The organism is Niastella populi (assembly GCF_002078015.1).
Classification (GTDB): Bacteria; Bacteroidota; Bacteroidia; order Chitinophagales; family Chitinophagaceae; genus Niastella; species Niastella populi.
Window position 1 is genome coordinate 78,251 of record NZ_LWBP01000192.1, and the last position, 21,785, is coordinate 100,035.

Genomic DNA, 21,785 nt, shown 5'->3' on the forward strand with positions numbered 1-21,785 from the left:
GAATTACCGAACAACTACTTAATAGGTTTTCAGGATCACAAAATATAGTAATTATATACAGATGACTTTACGTTTAGGTTTTTCCCCCTGCCCCAACGACACGTTCATTTTTGATGCGCTCGTAAATAAAAAGATCGATACCGAAGGCCTTACATTTGAACCTGTGCTGGAAGATGTGCAAACCCTTAATGAATGGGCTTTGCAGGGCAGGTTGGATATTACAAAGATCAGTTACGGCGTGCTGCCTTTGTTACTGGAAAAATATGTTGTATTGAATGCCGGCGGCGCACTGGGTAAAGGAGTTGGCCCATTGTTAATTACAAAACAGGCCGGTGCGGCAAACAAAGCGGTAGATGAAATGACCATTGCCATTCCGGGCGAACATACCACGGCTCATATGTTATTCTCACTGGCGTACCCGCAGGCGGCAAAAAAGAAGTTCATGATCTTTTCGGCAATAGAAGATGCCGTGCTGAATGGCGATGTTGATGCGGGCGTTATCATTCACGAAAACCGGTTCACCTATCAGCAAAAAGGATTGCACAAACTGGTTGATCTCGGTGAATACTGGGAACGGCAAACCGGTAATCCCATTCCGCTGGGTGGTATTGTAATGAAGAAAACCTTCGATACAGCCCTGCAACATAAAGTAGATAGCCTCATTAAACGCAGTCTTGAATTTGCGTTCAAAAATTATCCGATTATAACTGAATATGTAAAACAACATTCACAGGAAATGAGTGAATCGGTAATGCGCCAACACATCGACCTGTATGTGAATAACTATTCTTTGCAATTGGGCGCCGATGGTAAAGCGGCTGTAAATACTTTTCTGCATATTTACAGGCAATTAAAGCAGGTAAACGCAGCTACCGAAAATATCTTTTTACAGGTTGAATAGTATGGTATGCGCTTTGCTAAAACAGGAGAATGCCAATGCACATTGAACCGGGGGCGAATGGTTGGTAAAGCGGGTGCCTTGCTGTAAAAGTAATTATATGAAAAATGTTTCCCTTGGTTTAGCCTTATTCACATTGGTCGCCTGTAGCCCTGTTTCACAAAAGAACAAAGGCAAAAAATACTTCGCCGATCTCCTTAAGGATGTGGATAAAATTCAGCTTAAATTCTTTAACCATGGCGATACGCTGGCTGAATCAATTACAGATCAAACAGAAATTGATATTTACAAAGAACTGATCACCGGTAAGCGCGATCCCAAACAAAAGATCAAATGCGATTCAACCGGTGAAATACTTTTCCTGAGTAAGAAAGATGTGATCCTGCATGCCTGGTTCTCCTCCCGCGCAACGGGCAGTAAATACGACAAAGCCTGTGTAACTTACTCGGTTGAGCCCGAATCATATGGTTCTGCGTTGACCGTCAGATCGGGCCAGGATATTGACGATTATTACTACAAACTGCGCAGCACCGCCAACAGAATGGCGCAGCATTAAAGAATATCGAATAATGAATGCTGCATGTCGAACGCCGAAGTAAATTCACTTCAGTGTTCGGCATTTTTATTTTCTTCCCCAATTCAAAAACTGTTATTATATTCGCGCCGCCGGTTTATAGCCGGCTCTTTTTCTGCTAATTTGGGTCTTCTGCACGCTGCCTTTTCTTTATCAGCCTCTGCTCCCATAATCCCATTCACGGGATGGTATTTCAAAATCGCTGATATAAAAAAATAAACATCTATGCAACCTTTTCCCGTTGTGTGCTCAACGCTGTCGGCCACGCACCTGGCTGTGTACCTGCAGCAACAATATTATTTGGGGGCAGGCACTACCTGTCGTTTAATACGTGCGGCCATCAACCATGTTTACCTGGTAACCGATGGTGCGCAGCACTATGTTTTCAGGTTATACAGTTTGAACTGGCGCACTGAAACAGAAATAGCCGAAGAGCTAAAACTGCTCGATCTGTTAAAAGAGAACGGCATTCCCGTTTCATTTGCCTTACCCGACCCTGAGGGTAATTATATTCAACACATACCCGCACCTGAAGGCATGCGAATGGGCGTGTTGTTCTCTTATGCAAAAGGAGAGAAGACGCTTAACTTTTCTGAAACCCTTCATTACAAACTGGGCGTAATTATGGCCCGTATGCACAAGATAACGGAAGGGCTTAGCCTGCAACGGGTCCACTACACCCATAGGGTATTGCTGATGGATTCTTTTGAATGGCTGAAGCAATACCTTTCTGCCAATACGGAAGAAATGCAATGGATGCAGCGGGTGCAGCCGTACCTGTTACAGCAATACTTAAACGCGCCGTCGCATTTGTTGAGAAAGGGTGTCGTTCACCTCGATATCTGGTTCGATAATATGAATATTCATAACAATGAAGAGGTGACGATCTTCGATTTTGATTTTTGCGGGAACGGCTGGCTGCTGCACGATCTTGCCTATTACATAATGCAGATCTATAATACCGAAAAAGAGCCGGGGATGTATGAATTAAAGCTCGATCATTTTTTGAAGGGTTATGAATCTGTAACTCCCATTCCTGAAGCAGAAAGGCAACTGATACCGGTTGCCAGCATAAGTTTGTATTTCTTTTATCTCGGCGTGCAATGCCAGCGCTTCGAGAACTGGACCAACTCACACCTGAATGAAACATGGTTAAAGCGGTATATCAACCTGGTGATAAAAAAGCTGTATAGCTTTCATCAGTTACCTGAATAAGCGATAAAGGTGTGCCACACGTAAAAAGTGTGGCACACCTTCTATCCCCGGTCCAGCGCTTTCTTATACGTTTCTAAACAACGCTTGCGCGCCATTTCATGATCAACCATGGGTTGAGGGTAGGTGAGTTCCTCAAATTCGGGTACCCACCTGCGTATGTATTTCAGTTCGGGGTCGAACTTTTTGGTTTGCAGGTAGGGGTTGAAGATCCGGAAATAAGGCGCTGCATCGCAGCCGCAACCGGCAGCCCATTGCCAGTTGCCGTTATTGCTGGCAAGGTCGAAATCGAGCAGCTTTTCTGCAAAGTATGCTTCGCCCCAGCGCCAGTCTATCAGTAAATGTTTGGCCAGGAACGATGCCGTTATCATACGAACGCGGTTATGCATAAAACCGGTTGCATTTAACTCGCGCATACCGGCGTCAACGATCGGGTAACCGGTATTGCCTTCGCACCAGCGGACAAACTCGTCTTCCTTGTTCCGCCATTTTATATGATCGTATTCCGCTCTGAAGGCAAGGCCTTTGCCTACATGCGGAAAATGCCAGAGGATCATTTGAAAGAAATCGCGCCAGATCAATTCACCCAAATACGTTTCATTCAGTTTTATCGCTTTTTGTGCAAGCTGCCGTACGCTGATGGTGCCAAAACGCAAATGCACGCCTAAGTGGGTTGTGCCCTCTGTTGCAGGAAAATCACGTTGTTTGTCGTATTGCGCTACGATCCTGTTATCGACGGTAACGGCAGGGAAGGGATCGCCTGTTTTGTTGAACCCGATCGACTTCAATGAAGGCACCGCTTTTGCCGCCTGCCGATAAAAGTTGTTATAGTATTTTTGGGTGGGATAACTTTGTAAATAGAACCTGTTCAGCGTGGCCTTCCATTTTTTGCTGTAAGGTGTGAATACCGTATAAGGTTTGCCATCGTCTTTAACCACCTCCTCTTTTTCAAAGATCACCTGGTCTTTATACGTATGAAGCGTTATGCCCTGCTCCAGTAAAAACGTTCCCACATGTTCATCGCGCTCCAGGGCATATGGTTCGTAATCGTGATTGGTGAATACTTTCTCTATGGTATGTTGTTTTACCAGTTCTTTAAATACATCGACCGGTTTGCCATGGTATACCACAAGGGAAGAACCCAGTTCTTTCAACTGTTGCTGCATTCCGGTCAATGCATTATGAATGAACTCAACCCGGCGATCGGTTGTACTGGATAACTGATCGAGGATGTCGGTGTCGAATATAAAGACGGGTAATACCGGCTTGCTGCTTTTCAACGCATGGTATAAACCCGCGTTATCGGCTAACCGCAGATCGCGGCGAAACCAGAATATGTTGATAGGTGCGATAGGTTATTTTTTAATGTTTTTGATACGTATAGTGTCCTTACGGTTCCTGAGTTATACAGTTATACAGTTATACAGTTATTCAGTTGTTCGGTTTTGTGAATAGCTGGTTACTTTTTCACCGATTTCAATGTGATGTTTGTAAGCCGTTGTTTATAGGATTAATGATCTCTTTAAATAACCGGGCCACCAATTGATTTTGATACAATTTATTGCGGAACTGGCTTACCCATCTTATTCCATACAGGGCATTGGTAAGAAATACTTCCGTTGCCGCTTCCAGTTCTTCGGGCGTGCAGATCTTTTCCTGCACCGTATAGCCGGCCTTTGGCAATACGTTCAATAAATATTTTCTCATTACACCGCCAACACCGCCTTCTGTCAATGGCGGGGTATAGATAGTGTCATTATGAATTCGGAAGATGTTGGCAATAGTGCCATCGCAAATGCGGTTATGGGCGTTCAGCACCAGGCTATCGCTCAATTGATTTTCCCGCGCATATTGGGCTGCCATTACATAAGGCAGGTAATTGTTCGATTTTATATTGGCCAGGCGGTCGCAGCTTTTTTGAATACCCGGACAAATATCAATCTTTAACCCGGTTAAATTAAAGGTAAGGTAATCGGCGGCCAGCGGTTCGGCCTGAATAACGATCGATGCGTGGGCATCTTCCGTGGCGAACAACGTGCCGTTACCCCGCACTACCGTTATACGAACCCGAGCGGCGCCATTGATGTTGTTTTGACGGCACAGGTCGAGGATCATTTGCGAAATATAGTCGGGCGTATAATGTTCCTGCAGTTTCATGTTTAAAACAGCCAGGCCGTGGTTCATGCGCTCCATATGCAAATCGAAGAGTGGCATTTCCCCGCGCCCGGAAGCCGCACTGGCATGCACTACTTTAATGGTCTCGAACAAGCCATCGCCAAATCGAAGGCCCCGGTTGGCCGCGCTAAATATAGGGGTACTGTCGGGTATTATTTCTTCATTGTAAAACAGCCAGTTGTTCATATCGTGAAGTTCTGGAAAGAAAACAAATGGGCAAAAAGTCAATATGTCTGATGGCCTGGTTGTGAGGCTTAGCTGTGGTTTGTTGTATACCGGGTATGGTTAAAAGCGAGCAACAAGCTTGTGTAACAGATACAAAACAGAGCTTAAGCACAGGAATTGCCTGCGTTTGGTCTGGGCTTGGTCTGTGTTTGGTGTGCGTATTGTGTGTGATAGTACGCGATCAATAAGCCAGGTGGCTGCTATATGATCAGGGCAGAAACAAAAAAGAGTCCGTTTCGACGAATCGAAACGGACTCTTTACAGACATTTTGACTGATGAACTGAACTATTTAGTCTTGAGCTATTATACCATTTTTAACCGCATACATAACCAGGCCGGCCATTGATTTGGCGCCGGTTTTGGTTTTGAGTTTGTCGCGGATAGCTTCAACGGTACGGGGGCTGATCTCAACGATATCAGCGATTTCCTTGGTGGTTTTCTCTTCGCACATCAATTTCAGGACCCTGATCTCTTTTTCGGATAAGTTTACATCCTGTGGGCCTGCTACGTCTGTGCGTTTTGTACGCAAACCAGTTAGCAAGGCCTTGTTGGTAAGCTCATTAAAAAAGAATTCCTGTTCGTAACAGGTTTTAATGGCCTGGTAAATTGTTTCCGAATCAGAGTTTTTTGTGAGGTAAGAGTTGGCACCGATCTCCATGAGCTTGCTGATCATCGAATGATCATTGTGCATGGAAAGAATGATAACTTTTGCTTCTGGCCGAAGTTTTCGAATCTCAGGCAGCGTTTGAATGCCATCCATGATAGGCATTTGAATGTCCAGCAAAATAATGTCTGGTTCGATGTGTCTGAGCAGGTTTAAGAGCTGCATGCCGTTGTCGGCTTCGGCAATCAGCTCTACATCCCTTTTAGCAGCCAGGGCGGTACGTACTCCTGCCCTGAACAGGGCATGGTCGTCGGCAATAGCTACTTTAATAACGCCTTCGGTGTCAGGTTTTTTCATGCGGGTTGTATTTTTTTATAAGATAAGGGATTGAAAATGTCTGTTAACACTACTTCAATTTTCGCCCCCAAAGTCTTAAATTTTCGTGACAAATACTATAGCAGATTTACGAAATTATATTATTTCGGAATATACGTAAAACTATTTGAAAGGTAAGTTTACTAATCGTAAATGTAATTCACCTGCTACGTATATGTGATTATTACTAGTTTCTTCGGTAAATACCGAATAAATTAAATAGAGCAATTCTGCTCTTGTCCACATAGTTGTTCACAACTATTTTTGGAGCCAAGTTGATTGACGGGGATTGGCAACCTCATATCGTCCAGAGTCCTTTAATTCAACCGTCCAAAAGTCATTCTAATATCCAATGAATACCGGTGAAATCCAATGTCAATCAACTTTCTTTTAGCCTTTTACTATATTAGTCAATACACGTCCCTGTAAAAACACGCATATCCATTCCCTGCATCATCTGTGAACCCTTGAAAACAGCGTACCCGTAATCAATTCCTGGAAAGGCCTGGCTGTTTTGGCTCGTATTAATCCCTAGCTTATGGAATCATTTCAGAGAACCTTGTCAATAACCTTTTGATCCTCTGAAAGTATTTAAACGTTGTTGGTTAGAGCTGTGTGTAAATTTACTATGCCTGCTTTTTTTACGTGCTTCAAACGGTACGGCAATAAAAGGCAGGCATTTTTTTCCTTTTATGGGAAAGACTGTGAATAACGTGGAAGATGACAGATTTATTTAAAAATGCATGTTTATGTGGATAAGAAACAGCTTCAGGCTGCAAGCTTCAAGCCGCAAGCGAATACAGCCGAAAGCCTAAAGCCTAAGGCCGAAAGCCAAAAGCATAAAGGCGAGGGCAAAATTAATAGTTTAGAACTGAATAATTTAGAGCTGTGGCGCCCATTTAGGGGCTGGGGGAATTCAAATACTGCTGCATTCTTCTCACCCTGTCTTCGAGTTTTTCCGATGTAAGGTTCTCGCGCATACTATCTACTTTAATAGGAAAACAGAATGGGGTTAACTGCCGGGGAAATGTTATTATGATCTTCGACCCCCGTACGCGTTCCAGCATATTGCGCAGTCGTACTTCTTCCATCTGCTGATCGAACACTTCCTGGTAGGATTGCCGTAATAGTAAATTGCCGGGCTCATATTCTGAAAAAACATTGAATAACAACGATGCCGAAGATTGTAAATGCCGTGCTTTCTTTTGCTCGCCGGGATAACCCTGGAATATCAGTCCGCCAATAACGGCAATATCCCTGAACTTTCGTTTTGCCATCTCTGTTGCATTTGCGCTGCGCTGAATATCAGTTAATAGATTGTCTGCTGTAAACAGGTCGTACACATTGGTATCATCAACCGGTATAGGCTGATCGCTGAGCAGTTCGAACCCATAATCGTTCATGGCGAAGGAGAAAGTGATGGGCGTTATTTTACTGATGCGCCAGGCCAGGATGGCGGCCATGGCTTCATGCACCAGCCGGCCTTCGAACGGGTACACAAAAAGATGATACCCGTCTTTGGTTTCAATGTGTTCTATTAACAGTTCGTTGGCCCCGGGCACGTGCGATAATTGCTCCTGCAGTTGAAACAGCGGGTTTAATACCTGCAACTCTATATCAGGTGAATGGTGAATGGTCAATGGTGAGTGGGTGGCTGTTAGCCGGTCCCCGCTATTGATCTTTGGCTTTCCGCTTTTTTTATTTCTACCTTCCGGCTTCGTATTTCTGACTTCCGCTTCCCGGCTCACGGCACCGGACGTTAAATTTCTGGCCTCTTCAAATTTCTGCCTGAGTTTCTTTCCCAAATTTGCGCTCAACGGCATTCGGCCGCCCTGCCAGCTGGGAACTATCGATTTTTTAGCGTTTGATTTTCTCACCAGCGCGGTCATATCCTTAATGGTCACCAGTTCCAGTTGCCGCCCTGCCAGTGTGAATACATCGCCGGGCGACAGGCGGGTAATGAACCATTCTTCAATAACGCCGATAAACCCGCCGCTTACGAATTTCACTTTCATCATGGCCTCGCTTACTATAGTTCCTATATGCATGCGGTGCCGCATGGCTATGCGCCTGCTGTTGATGCGGTACACATCGTCAATGACCTCCACTTTTTTATATTCATCGTATTGTGCCAGTGCATTGCCGCCCGATGTAATGAATTCAAGTATGGCTGTCCATTCAATGTGCGTCATATCGCGGTAGCAAAAGGTCGATCTTACCTCTTCAAAGATCTCGTCGGGTTTGAACCCATCTGAAATGGCCAGTGTGCTCAGGTACTGGATCAGCACATCGAAACACAAGACCATGGGTTCGCGGCTTTCGATAAAAGTTTCCTCCACCGCGCTTTTCAGGGCGGCGGCCTCTACCAGTTCGAGCGAATGGGTAGGCAGAAACCAGATCTTGCTTACATCGCCGGGACTATGGCCGCTTCGGCCGGCCCGTTGCAGAAAGCGGGCAACACCTTTGGGCGAACCCACCTGTATAACAGTTTCAACCGGACGAAAATCAACACCGAGGTCAAGGCTGGCGGTACACACCACGGCTTTTAGTTTTCCGGTATGCAGGGCTTCTTCAACCCAGATGCGTAGTTCCTGCTCAATACTGCCGTGGTGCAGGGCAATGGCGCCGGCCAGGTCGGGCGCGGCGGTAAGCAGGGCCTGGTACCATTGCTCGCTCATGCCCCTGGTATTGATAAATATAAGGGTGGTGCGGCTGGTATTTAAAATAGGAAGCACCTTGTGAATGAGTTTTAACCCGAGGTGACCGGCCCAGGGATATTTTTCAATTTCATCGGGAATGATGGATTCAATAACTATGTCTTTGCGGATATTGGCTTTCACTATTACCCCGGTTTCACCACGCAGCTCACCTGTTACCGGGGAGATGTTATAAACAGGTGACAATAACACATCCTGCGCCTGATCGAGATTGCCTATAGTTGCCGATATTCCCCAAACGCGTAGGGAAGAATTGCCGATTGCCGATTCACGATTCACGATTGGCGTTCGCAATGCTACCAGCTTCGACACGGCCAGCTCAACCTGTACGCCTCTTTTTGAACCTATAAGCTCATGCCATTCGTCAACGGCCAGTATTTGCAGGTGCTCAAAAACTGCGGGGTACCCTTTTTGCGCCAGCAACAGGTGCAGGCTTTCGGGAGTAATGATCAGTACTTCGGGCATTTTACGTTTTTGCCGCTGCCGTTCGCTCATGTCGGTATCGCCGTTGCGAATGCCGATCTTCCATTGCATGTTCAGCTCACCGATCACCGCTTCCATGGCGCGGCCAATATCCTTGGCCAGGGCCCGCAGGGGCGTTATCCATAACAATTGCAAACCGTTACCGGCTTTTGACTGCCAGTTGCCGGGGTGTTTATTGATGAAATCGATGACGGCGCCCAGAAAAACGGAGAATGTCTTTCCACAACCCGTGGGGGCGTTAACCAGGCCGCTTTTACCATTAATGATATGTTGCCAGGTTTCTTCCTGGAAGGTGAACGGGTGGAGGCCTTTGTTGGCCAGCCAGTCAGCGATGATCTTATATCCGGTAGAAGTTTGAAGCCGCATAACACAAGGGCATACCGCCACACGAAGTTGTGTATTGAATGCCTTTTCCTTTGCGGGGTAATTTAGTGAATTTTTTGGCCCCTTCCGGTCGCTCTGCCAGTTGGCGGAGAGGAGAAAAATAGGTGTGCCACACTTTTCCGGGCTGCGAAAAGTAAGTGTGGCACACCTTGAGTGAGAAAATATAAGCGGCCTTGTTCCCTCTTTTGGAAAATATTTCCGGTAAAGGGAAGCAATCAGTGGTTGATAGGTGTTTTTGGCGTACGCCTAAGTGTATTTCATTAAAATTTATAAATGGTTATAAGTGTAATGAATACAGATATTTAAATAGAACGGAGTAAGTAGAATCTGGCAATGGATACGAACTTTTTGTAATCTGGCGCAGGTTTGGAGAATACAGGCACGCAACCCAACCCTCGATCCATGACACGATTTCGTACCCCGGCCAATATCCGTTGGTTATTGGTTATGCACCTGGTGGCATTATCCACCAGAACGGCAACAGCCCAATGTCCTGCCGGCAGTATCATCAATGGTACCGGCACCATCACAAATGGACAAACTACCTGTATAACTTCCGGTGTAAGCACCGATGTTCAGTTGAACAATGGCTCCGTCATGGTGATCATCAGCGGCGGTAACTATACAGGTAATCTTTCTTCAAACAATGGAGCTTCGATACAGGTGCAGCCGGGCGGACAACTTGCTCCCAACCAGGCAAACAGTTTTTCGGCCAGCCTCACCAATAATGGTATCGTAGTGTTCAATAATATTTCGCTCAGCGGTGGCGCTGCCATCACCAACAGCGGCAGTTTTACCTGGGCCGGCAGCTGGAATCAGAACAGTGCTATCACTGTTACGAATACAGCTTGTGGTACCATGAACTATAGCCAGGGCACGGGCCTTGGCAGTAATGGAGTAATAGTGAATGATGGCGTGCTGAACTTTTCGCAGGGTTTTACGATGAACAACGGAACCATCCTCAACAACCGCGGGCGCGTGAACGTCACCGGCGATATAAATCTTGCCGGTACATTTTACAACCAGCATATTGCGGTATTCAGGGGAAGCAATAACAATATAAGCAGCAACAGCACCAGCGATTCGCTGGTAAACCTTGGAAAGATTACAGTAACAGGTTCTATTACCACTTCTATAGCAACGCGCAATGATGGATTAATGGTGGTGAACGGTTCGTATACCATCAACGGCGGCGTGTACAGGATCAATAATACTACAGCGCAGCTGCGTATAGGCGGTAGCTTTAGCAATAACGGGCAGGTGCGGGGCAATGGCGGTTTGCACATTGGCGGCTCCATTTCAAACAACCAAACCATTGCCGGTTTTGGCGGCGGGCTGCAACGGCTTACCGTAAACAAAAACTCTCCCGATGTACCGGGCACAACAAACAACCTGAACTTTAATACAGGTCTTGCTGCCGGTGATACCGGCACGTACAATCCGCCCTTCGACAATCCGGCTTCCTGCGCGGTTTTACCAGTAAGGTTTTCTTCGCTGCAGGCGGCTTATAACAACGGCCAGGTTCAATTGAACTGGCTGGCTTATGGGCAATCAGCTACAGGCTCCTTTACCATTGAATATAGCCAGGATGGCAGGTCGTTTACCAAAGCAGGTGAACTGGCAGCCACCGGCACTAATGACCACACTACTCCATATGTGTATAAGCATATGCCGGCGCTATCGGGAACCCTTTTTTACAGGGTACGCGAAACAACGCCCGATGGAACTATGTACTATAGCAATATGGTAGTGGTGAAAACAGGGAATACGTTTTTGGCAGGCACCGATGTGTTCCCTAATCCTTTTACAGAAACACTGCAAATAAGTATGCAACTGGAGAAAACCGGTATGATTCAGGTAGCGCTGTACGATGCCAGTGGCAGATTGGTAAGAAGGTCTCACCAGACAGGAGTGGTGGGACGGAATACCATTGTCATGGGTAATTTGTCGGCGCTGCTTCCCGGTGTTTATCTTTTGCAGATAAAAGCAGGCGAACATATTTCATTTGAGAAACTGACTAAATGATGTTACACGAGGGTTATTTTGCACATCAGGCCTCCCGATTTTTCGGGAGGTTTGTTTTTCTCCGCCGGCCCTACAGCGTCTTCATATATTCTATCACCGCTTTACGTTCCTTCTCCGTTAACTTATCACCAAACGTGTGACCATAGTTGCCATAGCCGGGCGCATCGGTATTGTAAATATGTTTGCTGCCGGGTTTTTCTTCTTTTGCGTATTTCCAGCCCAGCTTTTCATAATCGTATTCCGGGTTATCGAAATCGCGGCTCCAGTACCTGGGTCGAAGATCGCTGTTGAGCAATGCTTCCAGCGTAGGCACCGATCCGTTATGCAGGAATGGCGCTGTTACCCAAATGCCATCGAGTGGTGGGGCAATATATCCTTCAAATGGCTCCAGCCGTGCCGGGTGATCGCCGCTGGTGAACCAGCTTTGATTAAACCAGTTCACAAACTGCGGACTGCTGTAATTGCTTTTATATAATAACGAGTCGGTTTGAATAACAGCTTCGGGGATCAGGAGGTTGGGATACTTCTCGTTTGCGCCATACGTACCGTGGCAGCTGGAACATTTTTTATTGAAGATCTTTTCTCCTTCTTTGGCCAGTTCGGTATTGACTGCGCCGGGGTATTTGGGCGGTTCAAGTGAATAGATGTAGGCCAGCAGATCGGGCATATGGCTGTCTACTTCGTGCGATTCTGCGGTGTCGTTCACCGTTAACAGGTTGGAGGCCATCAGGAAACGGCCAAAGTCGCCGCGCCCGAACCCGTTATAGAACATGGCGTTCTTTTTCTTCAGCAACCACCATGGTGGTACATCGGAGGGAATAACACCTTCGGGGATCTGCAATTGCGCATCTTCATTCCATTTAAAAGTTATGGGGTCGCGATGCGCTACCAGTACTGCCGCCAGCCGGTCGGCCGTATTCACGCCTTTGATATCTACGGTGAGGTATGGGGTAATGGCTTTGGCTACATCGAGAAATGGTTTTGCCGCTTTGTACTTCACATTCGGGGAGGTGAGCTTCAACATGTTCTCCACGGTTTTCAGGTTCTTGAGGCTTGCCTTTCCGCTTTCGGTAAAATCAGTGAACGTATTGCCGAGGCCCATTACCAGTTTGTTGTCGAACACCTGTGCATGGCATTGCATACAGTTGGGAGCCACAAGTATTTCGCCATTTGGTGCGGTAACCGCTGTATATTCATGAGAAATGCCGGCATTCTTTCCGGTGCGTTCGAGATAATTTGTTTTGCTTTTGCCCATGCCTAATTTGAAAAGGCTGTATGGGATCCCGCCTTTTACATAATCGCCGGTTGTGAGGTATTCATAACCTTTTTGCACATCGCCGCCGGTACGTTGTACGCTGGGCGGAATAGCCACGGGTTCATAACCATTCGTGAGCACACCGGTAAAAGCCACGCCGCTGATGACGATCAGCGCCAGCACCAACCATTTTTTCATTCGAAATCCCCCTTGTTTAATATACTAAGTTACAAAGGAAGTTTTTAGTTGCTGATAGCTGATCGCAGATAAGAATAAGAAGTAAGTGGTATGTTGCGGGAAGTATGAAAAATTGGGGTAATAATCAAGGACTTAGTAGAGTGAAAGGCAAAAGTTATATTTGGAAGAAAGTGTTAAAAATACAGCTGAAAGCTGAAAGCCTAAAGCTGAAGGCGAATACAAAATACAGATGCGAATACAGCTGAAAGCTCAAAGCCTAAAGCTGAAAGCAAATACAAAATACAGATGCGAGTACAGCTGAAAGCTCAAAGCCTAAAGCTGAAAGCAAATACAAAATACAGATGCGAGTACAGCTGAAAGCCTAAAGCCGAAAGCGAATTCAAAATATAGCTGCAGGAACGGTGATCTCACTTCGACATTCGACATTGAACATTCACTATTCAATATTTTGTATCTGTATTTCCTTTCTCATTTCCCATATAACTCCAACATCTTCTTCAGATCTTCCAACGTATTGATCTCATCCGGCGGTTTGTCGGTGCGCCAGCGGCTGATGCGGGGGAAGCGCAGGGCCACGCCCGATTTATGACGGTTGCTGGCGGCTATTCCTTCAAAGGCGATCTCAAATACCAGTTCGGGTTTTACGGTTCTTACCGGTCCAAACTTTTCGAGCGAATTCCTTTTAACGAACGCATCTACCTGGGCAAATTCTTTATCGGTCAACCCCGAATAGGCTTTTGTAAATGGCACCAGTTTGTCGCCATCCTTTACCGCAAAAGTATAATCGGTATACAGGTTACTGCGGCGGCCGGCGCCTTTTTGCGCATACACCATTACCGCATCGATGGTGAGCGGGTCGATCTTCCACTTCCACCAGTCGCCGCGGCGCCGACCCACCAGATAAGCGGAGCTTTTTCTTTTTAACATCAATCCTTCGCTATTGATGTTGCGGCTTTGCCCGCGTTGGGAGGTCAGTTCGTCCCACGAGCGAAATGCAACAACAGGGGAGAGTTGCAGCCACGGCAATTGCAGCGAGGTTACCAGTTTTTCAAGTTCGGCCCGGCGTTCCGTTAAAGCGAGGTGGCGAATATCTTCGCCATTCAACTCAAGCAGGTCGTAGGCAAATAAGCCCACAGGCGCTTCCTGCAGATTTTTCTTCGTGATATTCTTTCGCCCGATGCGGGTTTGCAGTACATTGAAGTTGAGCACCAGTCCGTCTTTGTACGGTAATATCTCGCCATCGATCACCGTACCGTTCTGTAATCTGTTTTGCAGGATGGCGTACTCGGGAAATTTTTCGGTGATGAGGTCTTCTCCGCGGCTCCATACAAAGAGCTGGTCGTTTCTTTTGATAACCTGACCGCGAATGCCATCCCATTTCCATTCAGCCTGCCAGTCGGCCGGTTCGCCCAGATCATGCAGTGTTCCTTCAAGCGCATAGGCGAGGTAGAAAGGGTAGGGTTTCGAGTGATCGGTTTGGATGCTTTGCTCGCTTAACAATGCTGTGAATGTGGTAGTGGCGGGGTCCCAGTGGCCGCTGATGCGGTGGGCAATGACATTGGGATCGAGTTTAACGGTTTTGGCCAGTGCGTTCACCATTAGTTTTTGAGATACCCCTACGCGGAAGGTGCCAGATAATAATTTATTGAATACAAAACGTTCGCGGCTGTTCAGTTCCTGCCATGATTGTAAGATGAAGGCTTTCTTTTCTTCTTCCGCCGCTTTTTCGAGCTGCTGGAATTTCTCAACATAATAATGAAGGGGGTGGGCCCCCTCCCGACTGGCCCCCTCCCGGCCTCCCCCGGTGGGGGAGGAGTTAGAAGCGTAAGAGCTCTTTTCGGGGATCAATAAAGCTATCGTTTCCGACAGGTCGCCCACCGTATGATAACACTCCTGGAACAGCCAGATGGGCAGGTTCACCAGTTCGGTACACCATACGGTCAGTTGTGTGCCGCTAACGGTGCGGCGTGGCCGGCGCCCGCTGAATAAGGCGATCACCCATACCTTATCTTTTTCATCGCCGTGGAGGAAATACTCAACCAACGCCTGAAGCTTTTCATTTGTTTTGGTGCTGTTACTTAGCTTATAGATTAGTTGAGCGAATGAATACATGATGTGATAATGTGATAATTTGATAATTCGATAATTCGATAATGGAATACAGGCTTTGAGGGTGCTTTCACGTGAGCTGCGCATTTTTTAGGAAAACCTGTAATAGAAGAATTATCACATTAGCTAATTGGTTAATTGGCTTTCTTCGTCTTCCGTTCCAAACTCGGTTTTCACTTCATGCGCATCGATTCCTATTTCATTCAAATACCTGCTGAAGGCTGATTGAAATCCATGCGTGATAAATACTTTTTCTGCTCCCGTTGCTTTTACCGCCTTCAATAATCCATTCCAGTCGGCATGATCGCTAAGGGCAAAACCTGCATCGGCATTGCGGCGGCGCTGGTTACCGCGCACCTGCATCCAGCCACTGCAAATACCTGTACTATGGGGTGAGAACCGCCGCATCCATGGGCTGCCGTCGGCCGATGGCGGAGCAATCACCACGCTGCTTTTAAAAGTTTCTTTAGGCATGTCGGGGGTGATGCGTTGCACGGCGGGCAATTTCCAGCCGGCCTGTGTTAGGGTCTCATGCACATTCCAGATGGCGCCATGTACATATATGCTGCCTGTAACTTCTTCAACCGCTTTCAACAGCCGTTGCGCTTTACCCAAACTATAACCGATCAGTACGGAAGTTTTATTGGCTACTTCGTTGGTGCGGATCCAGTTTTGAATGTCATGATATATTTCCTGTTGCGGCTTCCAGTTGTAGATAGGCAGTCCGAAGGTTGATTCTGAAATAAACGTATTGCAGGAGATGGGCTCAAAGTCGCCGCTGAAACCATCGGCTTCGGTTTTATAGTCACCGCTCACCACCCATACTTCGCCTTTGTATTCAACCCTTATTTGCGATGAGCCAATGATGTGGCCGGCCGGATGCAGTGATACGGTCACTTCATTAAAATATACTTTTTCATTCCATTCAACTGCCTGGTAATGGCCCTGACCTAACCGTAGCTGCAATAAAGGCAATGTGTGGTGATGGCAAAGATAGGCCTGGCTGCCGGGGCGGGCATGATCGCTATGGGCATGGGTGATCACCGCTTTATCAACCGGTTGCCAGGGATCGATGTAGAAATTTCCCTGAGCACAATAGAGACCTTTGTCTGTAAATGAGATCAGTGGCATTAAAAGGCTGTTTCAGGTTACAGGTTTCAGGTTTTGGGATACCCGTAAAAAAGGTGTGCCACGTTTTCAAAACGTGGCACACCTGATATGGTTAATATGATGCGGTAATTAGTAAACCGTTTTAACCACCCCGTCTAACTTCTTTACAAAATAAAGTTTTTTGTTTTCGTAGTAGTCGTGGGTCATGGTGGTTCTGTTGATCACCGGTTGAATATCGAATTCACCAAAGAGCATATATTTTTTATCGCTCAGGCTTGAGCCGAGGTTGGTGCCGTATAAATTTAATAAGTGCGCAAAATGGTACAGGGTTTCATAACCACGGAAAACCATATCCGACGGGCGCGAGAAGAATGTTGTTTTAAAATTCTCATTTACGGTAGCCGCCAGTTTGCCGGTAGGGGCAATATAGAATGCGGTGCTGTAGATCACTTCGAGGTTCTTGTATTGTGTTTTCTCGAAATCGATCTGATCCCATGTGGGCATACCAATCACTACATTCGGGTTTGCGGCATTGCTTAATAATGCCAGTTGCTGGCAAAGCGTTTGGGCGAAGGCAGGATCAAGGCTTCCGGCCACAATGACGTTTTGTTTTTCGCTATCGAGATACAAATCGAGTTTATCCTGTGTGAAGTTATCGTCGAGTGTTACCCATTTCAATTTCAGCTTTACGGCGGTAGTTTTTTCAAACTCGGTAAAGTAATTTTTTACGCGATCTTCCAGCACACCCTTTTTTCTGAATATGATGATGTCCTGTAGAGAATAATTCTTTTGCAGGAACCGGTATATGCCTATACAGTGCGTATACAGGGTTGGGTTGAGAATTACGTAATGCGGGTTATTGGTAACGCTTGCGTCGGCAGGAAGCGTGGCATTGATAAAAGGAACATCCATCGTAGCCGCGAGGTTGGCAAGCCGCAGGGCTTCGGTTGGGTTTACCACGCCGATGATAAGATCGGTTGATCTGAAGTCTTCGCCGGCCAGCAGCGTGTCAATCTGTTGCTGGGGCGCTTTGATATCATATACATGAATATCGAGTTGAATGCCTTCTTTTTCCAGGGAGTCGATTGCCATTTCGGCACCTTCCCAGAACTCCAGACCGGCGCTGGAATGTTTGGGGAAAGTTTTTGCGTCGTACCGGTAATTACCGGTCATGTCAAAGGCTGAGTCGAGATACAGTGGGGTAAAAATCGCAATACGTTGCCGGGCGGTGCTGTCTGTTTTCAACTCCGTTGAAGGTTGCACCATTGTTGTAGCCGGTGTTGTGGTAGTGGTGGTGGCCGGCGTTGGCGTAATTTGAGCAAATACAGGCGCTACCAGTCCCATGGCAAGGCATGAAAGCGATAATACGATCCATTTTTTCATCATAGGGAATGCTTTATAGTCTAACTGTTGAGATGTCACTAATGTATGCATACCTCGCGAAATTCAGGCTGCCGGTAACCGGTTACCGGTTTCCAGGTTCCCGGATACCGCAAAGGTGTGCCACGTTTCGCCTCAGCGTTGCCAGGAAACGTGGCACACCTGTATAATTTAGACGGTTACTCCCATTCTATCGTTGCAGGCGGTTTACTGCTAATGTCGTATACCACCCGGTTAATACCTCTTACATTATTGATTATATCAGTCGAAATATGTGCCAAAAATTCATAAGGGAGGTGGGCCCAGTCGGCGGTCATGCCATCTACGGAGGTTACGGCTCGTAAAGCTACGGTGAATTCATACGTTCTTTCATCGCCCATAACCCCAACGCTTTTTACGGGAAGTAAAATAGCGCCTGCCTGCCAAACCTGGTCGTACAGTTTGTGTTCTTTCAAACCCTGCACATAGCGGTGGTCGGCTTCCTGCAGCAGTTGCACTTTTTCGGGCGTTATTTCGCCCAGAATACGAATGGCGAGGCCGGGACCGGGGAACGGATGGCGGTTCAGCAGATCGGCGGGAATTCCCAGTTCATGACCTACGCGGCGAACTTCATCTTTGAACAGGTAGCGTAAAGGTTCTACCAGCTCGAGGTGCATGATGTCGGGCAAACCACCTACGTTGTGGTGCGATTTGATGGTCACAGACGGACCATGTACTGAAACGCTTTCGATCACATCGGGGTAAATAGTACCCTGGCCAAGCAGTTCAACCCCTTCAAATGATTTGGCTTCCTGCTGGAAAACCTCTATAAACAAACGGCCGATGGTCTTACGTTTAGCTTCGGGATCGGTTTTCCCCTGCAGTTGATCGTAAAACAGTTGTTTGGCGTTAACACCTTTTACGTTGAGGCCAATGGTTTTATAGGTATCGAGCACCTGCTCGAACTCATTTTTACGCAGCACGCCGTTATCGACAAAAATACCGTAGAGGTTACTGCCGATGGCTTTGTGTATAAGGGTTGCGGCAACGGTTGAATCAACACCGCCGCTGAGTGCCATGATCACTTTACGATCGCCGATCTGTTTTTTGAGGTCATTTACCGTATCGGTTATAAAGTGGGCGGGCGTCCAGTCCTGTTTGCAGCCGCAGATATTTACGAGAAAGTTTTTGATGATCTTTTTGCCTTCTACCGAATGGTACACTTCGGGGTGGAACTGTACACAATAGAGCGGGTTGGCTTCGCCATTCTTTTTGAAGGCGGCGAAAGGAATGCTGTCGGTGGTAGCCAGCACATTGAAACCGGTGGGCATTTGCAATACGGAATCGCTATGGCTCATCCAAACCTGCGACTGGTCCATTACGTCTTTTAGCAGAACGTCGTCGGTTTGTTTGTGCATAAGGGCGCGGCCGTATTCCCGTTTGTTACTTTTGGCAACCTGTCCGCCAAATTGTTTGGCGGTTAACTGGGCGCCATAACAAACACCCAGAACGGGCAGTTGCTGGTGCAGGGCTTTAACATCTACTTCCGGGGCATTGGGATCGTTCACCGAGAAGGGGGAACCCGACAGGATTATACCTTTCAGCGAAGGATCAATTTCAACTTTTTTGTGGAAGGGAATTATTTCGCAATACACGTTGGCCTCCCGGACGGCCCTGGCAATCAATTGGGTATACTGACTGCCGAAATCGAGAATAAGAATCTTTTCCGTCATGGTGGTGCGAAGGTAAGAAAATACAGGCTAAAGGTGAAAGGGGAATACAGCTTCAAGCTTCAATGGTATAAGTACCCGGGTTGGCAAATGAAACGGAGGGAATAAGTAAAGTCGGCCGTTACCGTAACCTCTGTGATGGTGCGGCGGCAGGCGGACAGGAACAGGGAAAGGCTAAGTATGAACAGGGGTTTGGTCAAGGGGTTGGGGGGGTGAAGTGAGCGCACGTGATAAGTAAATAATCTTTATGCCGGTTTGAAAACACGTAGGTCTTGTTTATCGTCCAATGCATAAATTTTGTTATCCTTCATAACCGGTTCCTTTAAAAAAGAATTATCAGCATCTTCTAATTTATAATACCATATCATATTATTGCAAGACAAATCAAACAAACCAATTACGTTGGGTCCCAAACTTTGGGAATAGGCTCTGAATAAAATATAACTGTCAACTAATTTACCGGTCAAAAATGACCAACCTTGTTCAGATGGGACCTGTGAGCAGTCATGCAAAATGGTCCTTTTCCGGGTAGACAAATCAAATTCCATTATAAAACGCCTGCCTAAAAGGTAAAGTTTTCCTTGTTCAGCATTCAAAAGCCACTGGATACTTGATTTTACACTATACGCCGTATTCCAGCTAAAAAGAACATATTCCTGGGGCGTTAAAAAATTATCAATTTCCCATACTTTTTTCCCTTCGCTATTAATTCCCAGAATTTTACTATGGGTTATGTGCAATAAAAGAATGCCATTCCACTCACCAATAATATTCGTTACTTCTCCCTTAAAACTGAGGTTTTTCCCGGTAATTGAAATACCATATTTAGCAACATTCAGTTCCCATGCCAACTCGTAAGTTTCCCTGTTATAACAATATAGTTTGTCAAAAGCGCTAAATGCAGTACAATAAAAACGAGATGTAAAAAAAGGATTATTAGCAAGAAAAGGTAGCTCTAAGAGAACTTTACCTGACTCTATATCAATTATTTCAGAATGAATGCTTTCACCGGCAGCAACCAAAAATTCGTTTTCACAATTTACTACCGTCGACATTTTCCTTTCAGTTACAAGCGCCCTTGTTTTACTCTTGATATTAAAAGAATAAAATATTCCATCCAATTCAGAATAATAAACATTATCCTTATATAAAAAGAACCAATTCGGGTTACTAATTAAAAAATCTGTAACCTGTTGTCCCATTAATTCAAAATGAAATTTATTTTCTTTCCCAACAATAAGCAGTTCACCCTGTTGTGTAAATAAGAAATCACGTACATTTTTTATTGTTGTATCTAATTCGAACATAAATTTTACTATTTAGCATCTACAAAGTCCCATAGAGGGCTTGTAATTTTTTCAACTTCAGCATCAAAAATTTGCTGTGAAGTTATTCCTTTAAATTGTAAATATTGGGAGCCTGTTCCGCCGATTTCAGTATAGGCAGCAACTTTATCTTTTCTAAATAATTCCTGATACTTTCCTATTACATAATTACGTGCATCATCGGCATGCGGGAATTGTGCAGTTGGAAACCGCTCAAAATCAAACCACTGGCGATAATTATCGGCCGTATTTTTCAAATATCTTTTAAGCTGATCGGGAATTCTTCTATTTGGTATAAAGTCAATATAGTCTAACCCCCAGGATTTTAACTCACGCAATGGCCCATCTACCATTAGCATGTCTGCTTGTGCATTACTGCCTTGAAGCCAAAAATGTTCAAACCCGGAACAAACACATCAGCAACTGTTTTAAAATCATCTCCTTCCTCTAAAGCCAACGGGACAAAATTAACCAGCAATAGATAACTTTTAATTGTATGCGCATTATTTATCTTCACTAAAGAGGCATTAAGCGCTTCCAATTTGGATTCATCAAGCATGTATTTTGCCAGACCAGCATCAACATTATCAGGACGCCTTTGCTTAATATTGGAAGCACTAGGATATATATCCTCATAAATTGAATTTCCAATATTGTTTGTATTTATATTTAAAACATATTTCAGCGAATCTCTTCGGCCCTTTTTTTCATATTTACGATTTGCTACAATAAGACGGGTCAGGCTTTCCCTGCCATACTTAATTATCTGTTCTTTTGTTACTGAATCGCGAATGCCCGTATCAGCGGCTTTCAACATACCTCCAACACTAAGCGCTACTACCAGTAATATCAGTTTAATAAAGACCTTCATAAAAACTAACCATTTATTTATTAAACACTAAATTTTATTTATTCGCTTATATCATTCTGCAGGATCGTTTTAATAAAATCCAGCAATATGACTTTGGTTTCAGTAATCAATGTGTCCTTGGATATGTCGGCTCCCCCTGTTTTAGTGCCAGTATC

The 21,785-nt window shown here is 45.7% G+C and carries 16 protein-coding genes; 4 read left to right on the forward strand and 12 right to left on the reverse strand.

Annotation, left to right across the window (positions count from 1 at the left end):
- The first annotated feature begins 61 nt into the window (after positions 1-61).
- From A4R26_RS20270 to A4R26_RS20280, 3 genes are all read left to right on the forward strand, one after another.
- Positions 62-901, forward strand: coding sequence for a 1,4-dihydroxy-6-naphtoate synthase (locus A4R26_RS20270; RefSeq protein WP_081167465.1), 840 nt, complete (start codon positions 62-64; stop codon positions 899-901).
- Positions 902-998: 97 nt separating this feature from the next.
- Positions 999-1,454: a hypothetical protein gene (locus A4R26_RS20275; protein ID WP_081167470.1), complete on the forward strand. Its 456-nt coding sequence runs from the start codon at positions 999-1,001 to the stop codon at positions 1,452-1,454.
- Between the two features lie 243 nt (positions 1,455-1,697).
- Positions 1,698-2,687 (forward strand): phosphotransferase enzyme family protein, encoded by a 990-nt coding sequence (locus tag A4R26_RS20280; protein WP_081167474.1) that lies wholly within the window; start codon positions 1,698-1,700, stop codon positions 2,685-2,687.
- A 41-nt stretch (positions 2,688-2,728) separates the two neighbouring features.
- On the opposite strand, the gene A4R26_RS20285 is transcribed toward A4R26_RS20280, so the two are convergent.
- The 4 genes from A4R26_RS20285 to A4R26_RS20300 form a co-directional block, all read right to left on the reverse strand.
- The gene (locus A4R26_RS20285; protein ID WP_081167479.1) at positions 2,729-4,036 is read right to left on the reverse strand and encodes a cryptochrome/photolyase family protein; all 1,308 of its coding nucleotides are present in this window, start codon (positions 4,034-4,036) and stop codon (positions 2,729-2,731) included.
- A 124-nt stretch (positions 4,037-4,160) separates the two neighbouring features.
- Entirely contained in the window at positions 4,161-5,045 is an 885-nt protein-coding gene (locus tag A4R26_RS20290; RefSeq protein WP_081167483.1) for an aminotransferase class IV, read from the reverse strand.
- A gap of 329 nt (positions 5,046-5,374) precedes the next feature.
- Positions 5,375-6,046, reverse strand: a complete 672-nt coding sequence (locus A4R26_RS20295) for a response regulator transcription factor (RefSeq protein ID WP_081167487.1) — start codon at positions 6,044-6,046, stop codon at positions 5,375-5,377.
- A 917-nt stretch (positions 6,047-6,963) separates the two neighbouring features.
- A complete protein-coding gene (locus tag A4R26_RS20300) occupies positions 6,964-9,630 on the reverse strand; it encodes a ligase-associated DNA damage response DEXH box helicase (protein WP_081167492.1) in 2,667 nt (888 codons plus the stop codon).
- A 420-nt stretch (positions 9,631-10,050) separates the two neighbouring features.
- Here A4R26_RS20300 and A4R26_RS20305 point away from each other — a divergent pair, with 420 nt between their 5' ends.
- Positions 10,051-11,673, forward strand: a complete 1,623-nt coding sequence (locus A4R26_RS20305) for a T9SS type A sorting domain-containing protein (RefSeq protein WP_081167496.1) — start codon at positions 10,051-10,053, stop codon at positions 11,671-11,673.
- A gap of 70 nt (positions 11,674-11,743) precedes the next feature.
- Here A4R26_RS20305 and A4R26_RS20310 read toward each other — a convergent pair whose 3' ends face one another.
- The 8 genes from A4R26_RS20310 to A4R26_RS20345 all read right to left on the reverse strand — a co-directional run bounded on the left by A4R26_RS20310 (position 11,744) and on the right by A4R26_RS20345 (position 21,630).
- Positions 11,744-13,126 (reverse strand): c-type cytochrome, encoded by a 1,383-nt coding sequence (locus A4R26_RS20310; RefSeq protein WP_081167500.1) that lies wholly within the window; start codon positions 13,124-13,126, stop codon positions 11,744-11,746.
- A gap of 468 nt (positions 13,127-13,594) precedes the next feature.
- Positions 13,595-15,322 (reverse strand): ATP-dependent DNA ligase, encoded by a 1,728-nt coding sequence (locus tag A4R26_RS20315; RefSeq protein ID WP_242674969.1) that lies wholly within the window; start codon positions 15,320-15,322, stop codon positions 13,595-13,597.
- Positions 15,323-15,361: 39 nt separating this feature from the next.
- Positions 15,362-16,366, reverse strand: coding sequence for a ligase-associated DNA damage response exonuclease (locus A4R26_RS20320; RefSeq protein ID WP_081167509.1), 1,005 nt, complete (start codon positions 16,364-16,366; stop codon positions 15,362-15,364).
- A 108-nt stretch (positions 16,367-16,474) separates the two neighbouring features.
- On the reverse strand, positions 16,475-17,779 hold the full coding sequence (locus A4R26_RS20325) for a type 1 periplasmic-binding domain-containing protein (protein ID WP_133054742.1): 1,305 nt from the start codon (positions 17,777-17,779) through the stop codon (positions 16,475-16,477).
- Between the two features lie 125 nt (positions 17,780-17,904).
- Complete coding sequence (gene guaA / locus A4R26_RS20330; protein WP_081167517.1) at positions 17,905-19,437, reverse strand: glutamine-hydrolyzing GMP synthase; 1,533 nt, start codon at positions 19,435-19,437, stop codon at positions 17,905-17,907.
- A 242-nt stretch (positions 19,438-19,679) separates the two neighbouring features.
- Positions 19,680-20,741: a hypothetical protein gene (locus A4R26_RS20335; RefSeq protein ID WP_081167520.1), complete on the reverse strand. Its 1,062-nt coding sequence runs from the start codon at positions 20,739-20,741 to the stop codon at positions 19,680-19,682.
- 8 nt (positions 20,742-20,749) lie between these two features.
- Entirely contained in the window at positions 20,750-21,118 is a 369-nt protein-coding gene (locus A4R26_RS20340) for a hypothetical protein (protein ID WP_081167524.1), read from the reverse strand.
- Entirely contained in the window at positions 21,112-21,630 is a 519-nt protein-coding gene (locus A4R26_RS20345; protein ID WP_081167533.1) for a hypothetical protein, read from the reverse strand. Before A4R26_RS20345 ends, A4R26_RS20340 begins: the two co-directional genes overlap by 7 nt.
- Positions 21,631-21,785: the final 155 nt, after the last annotated feature.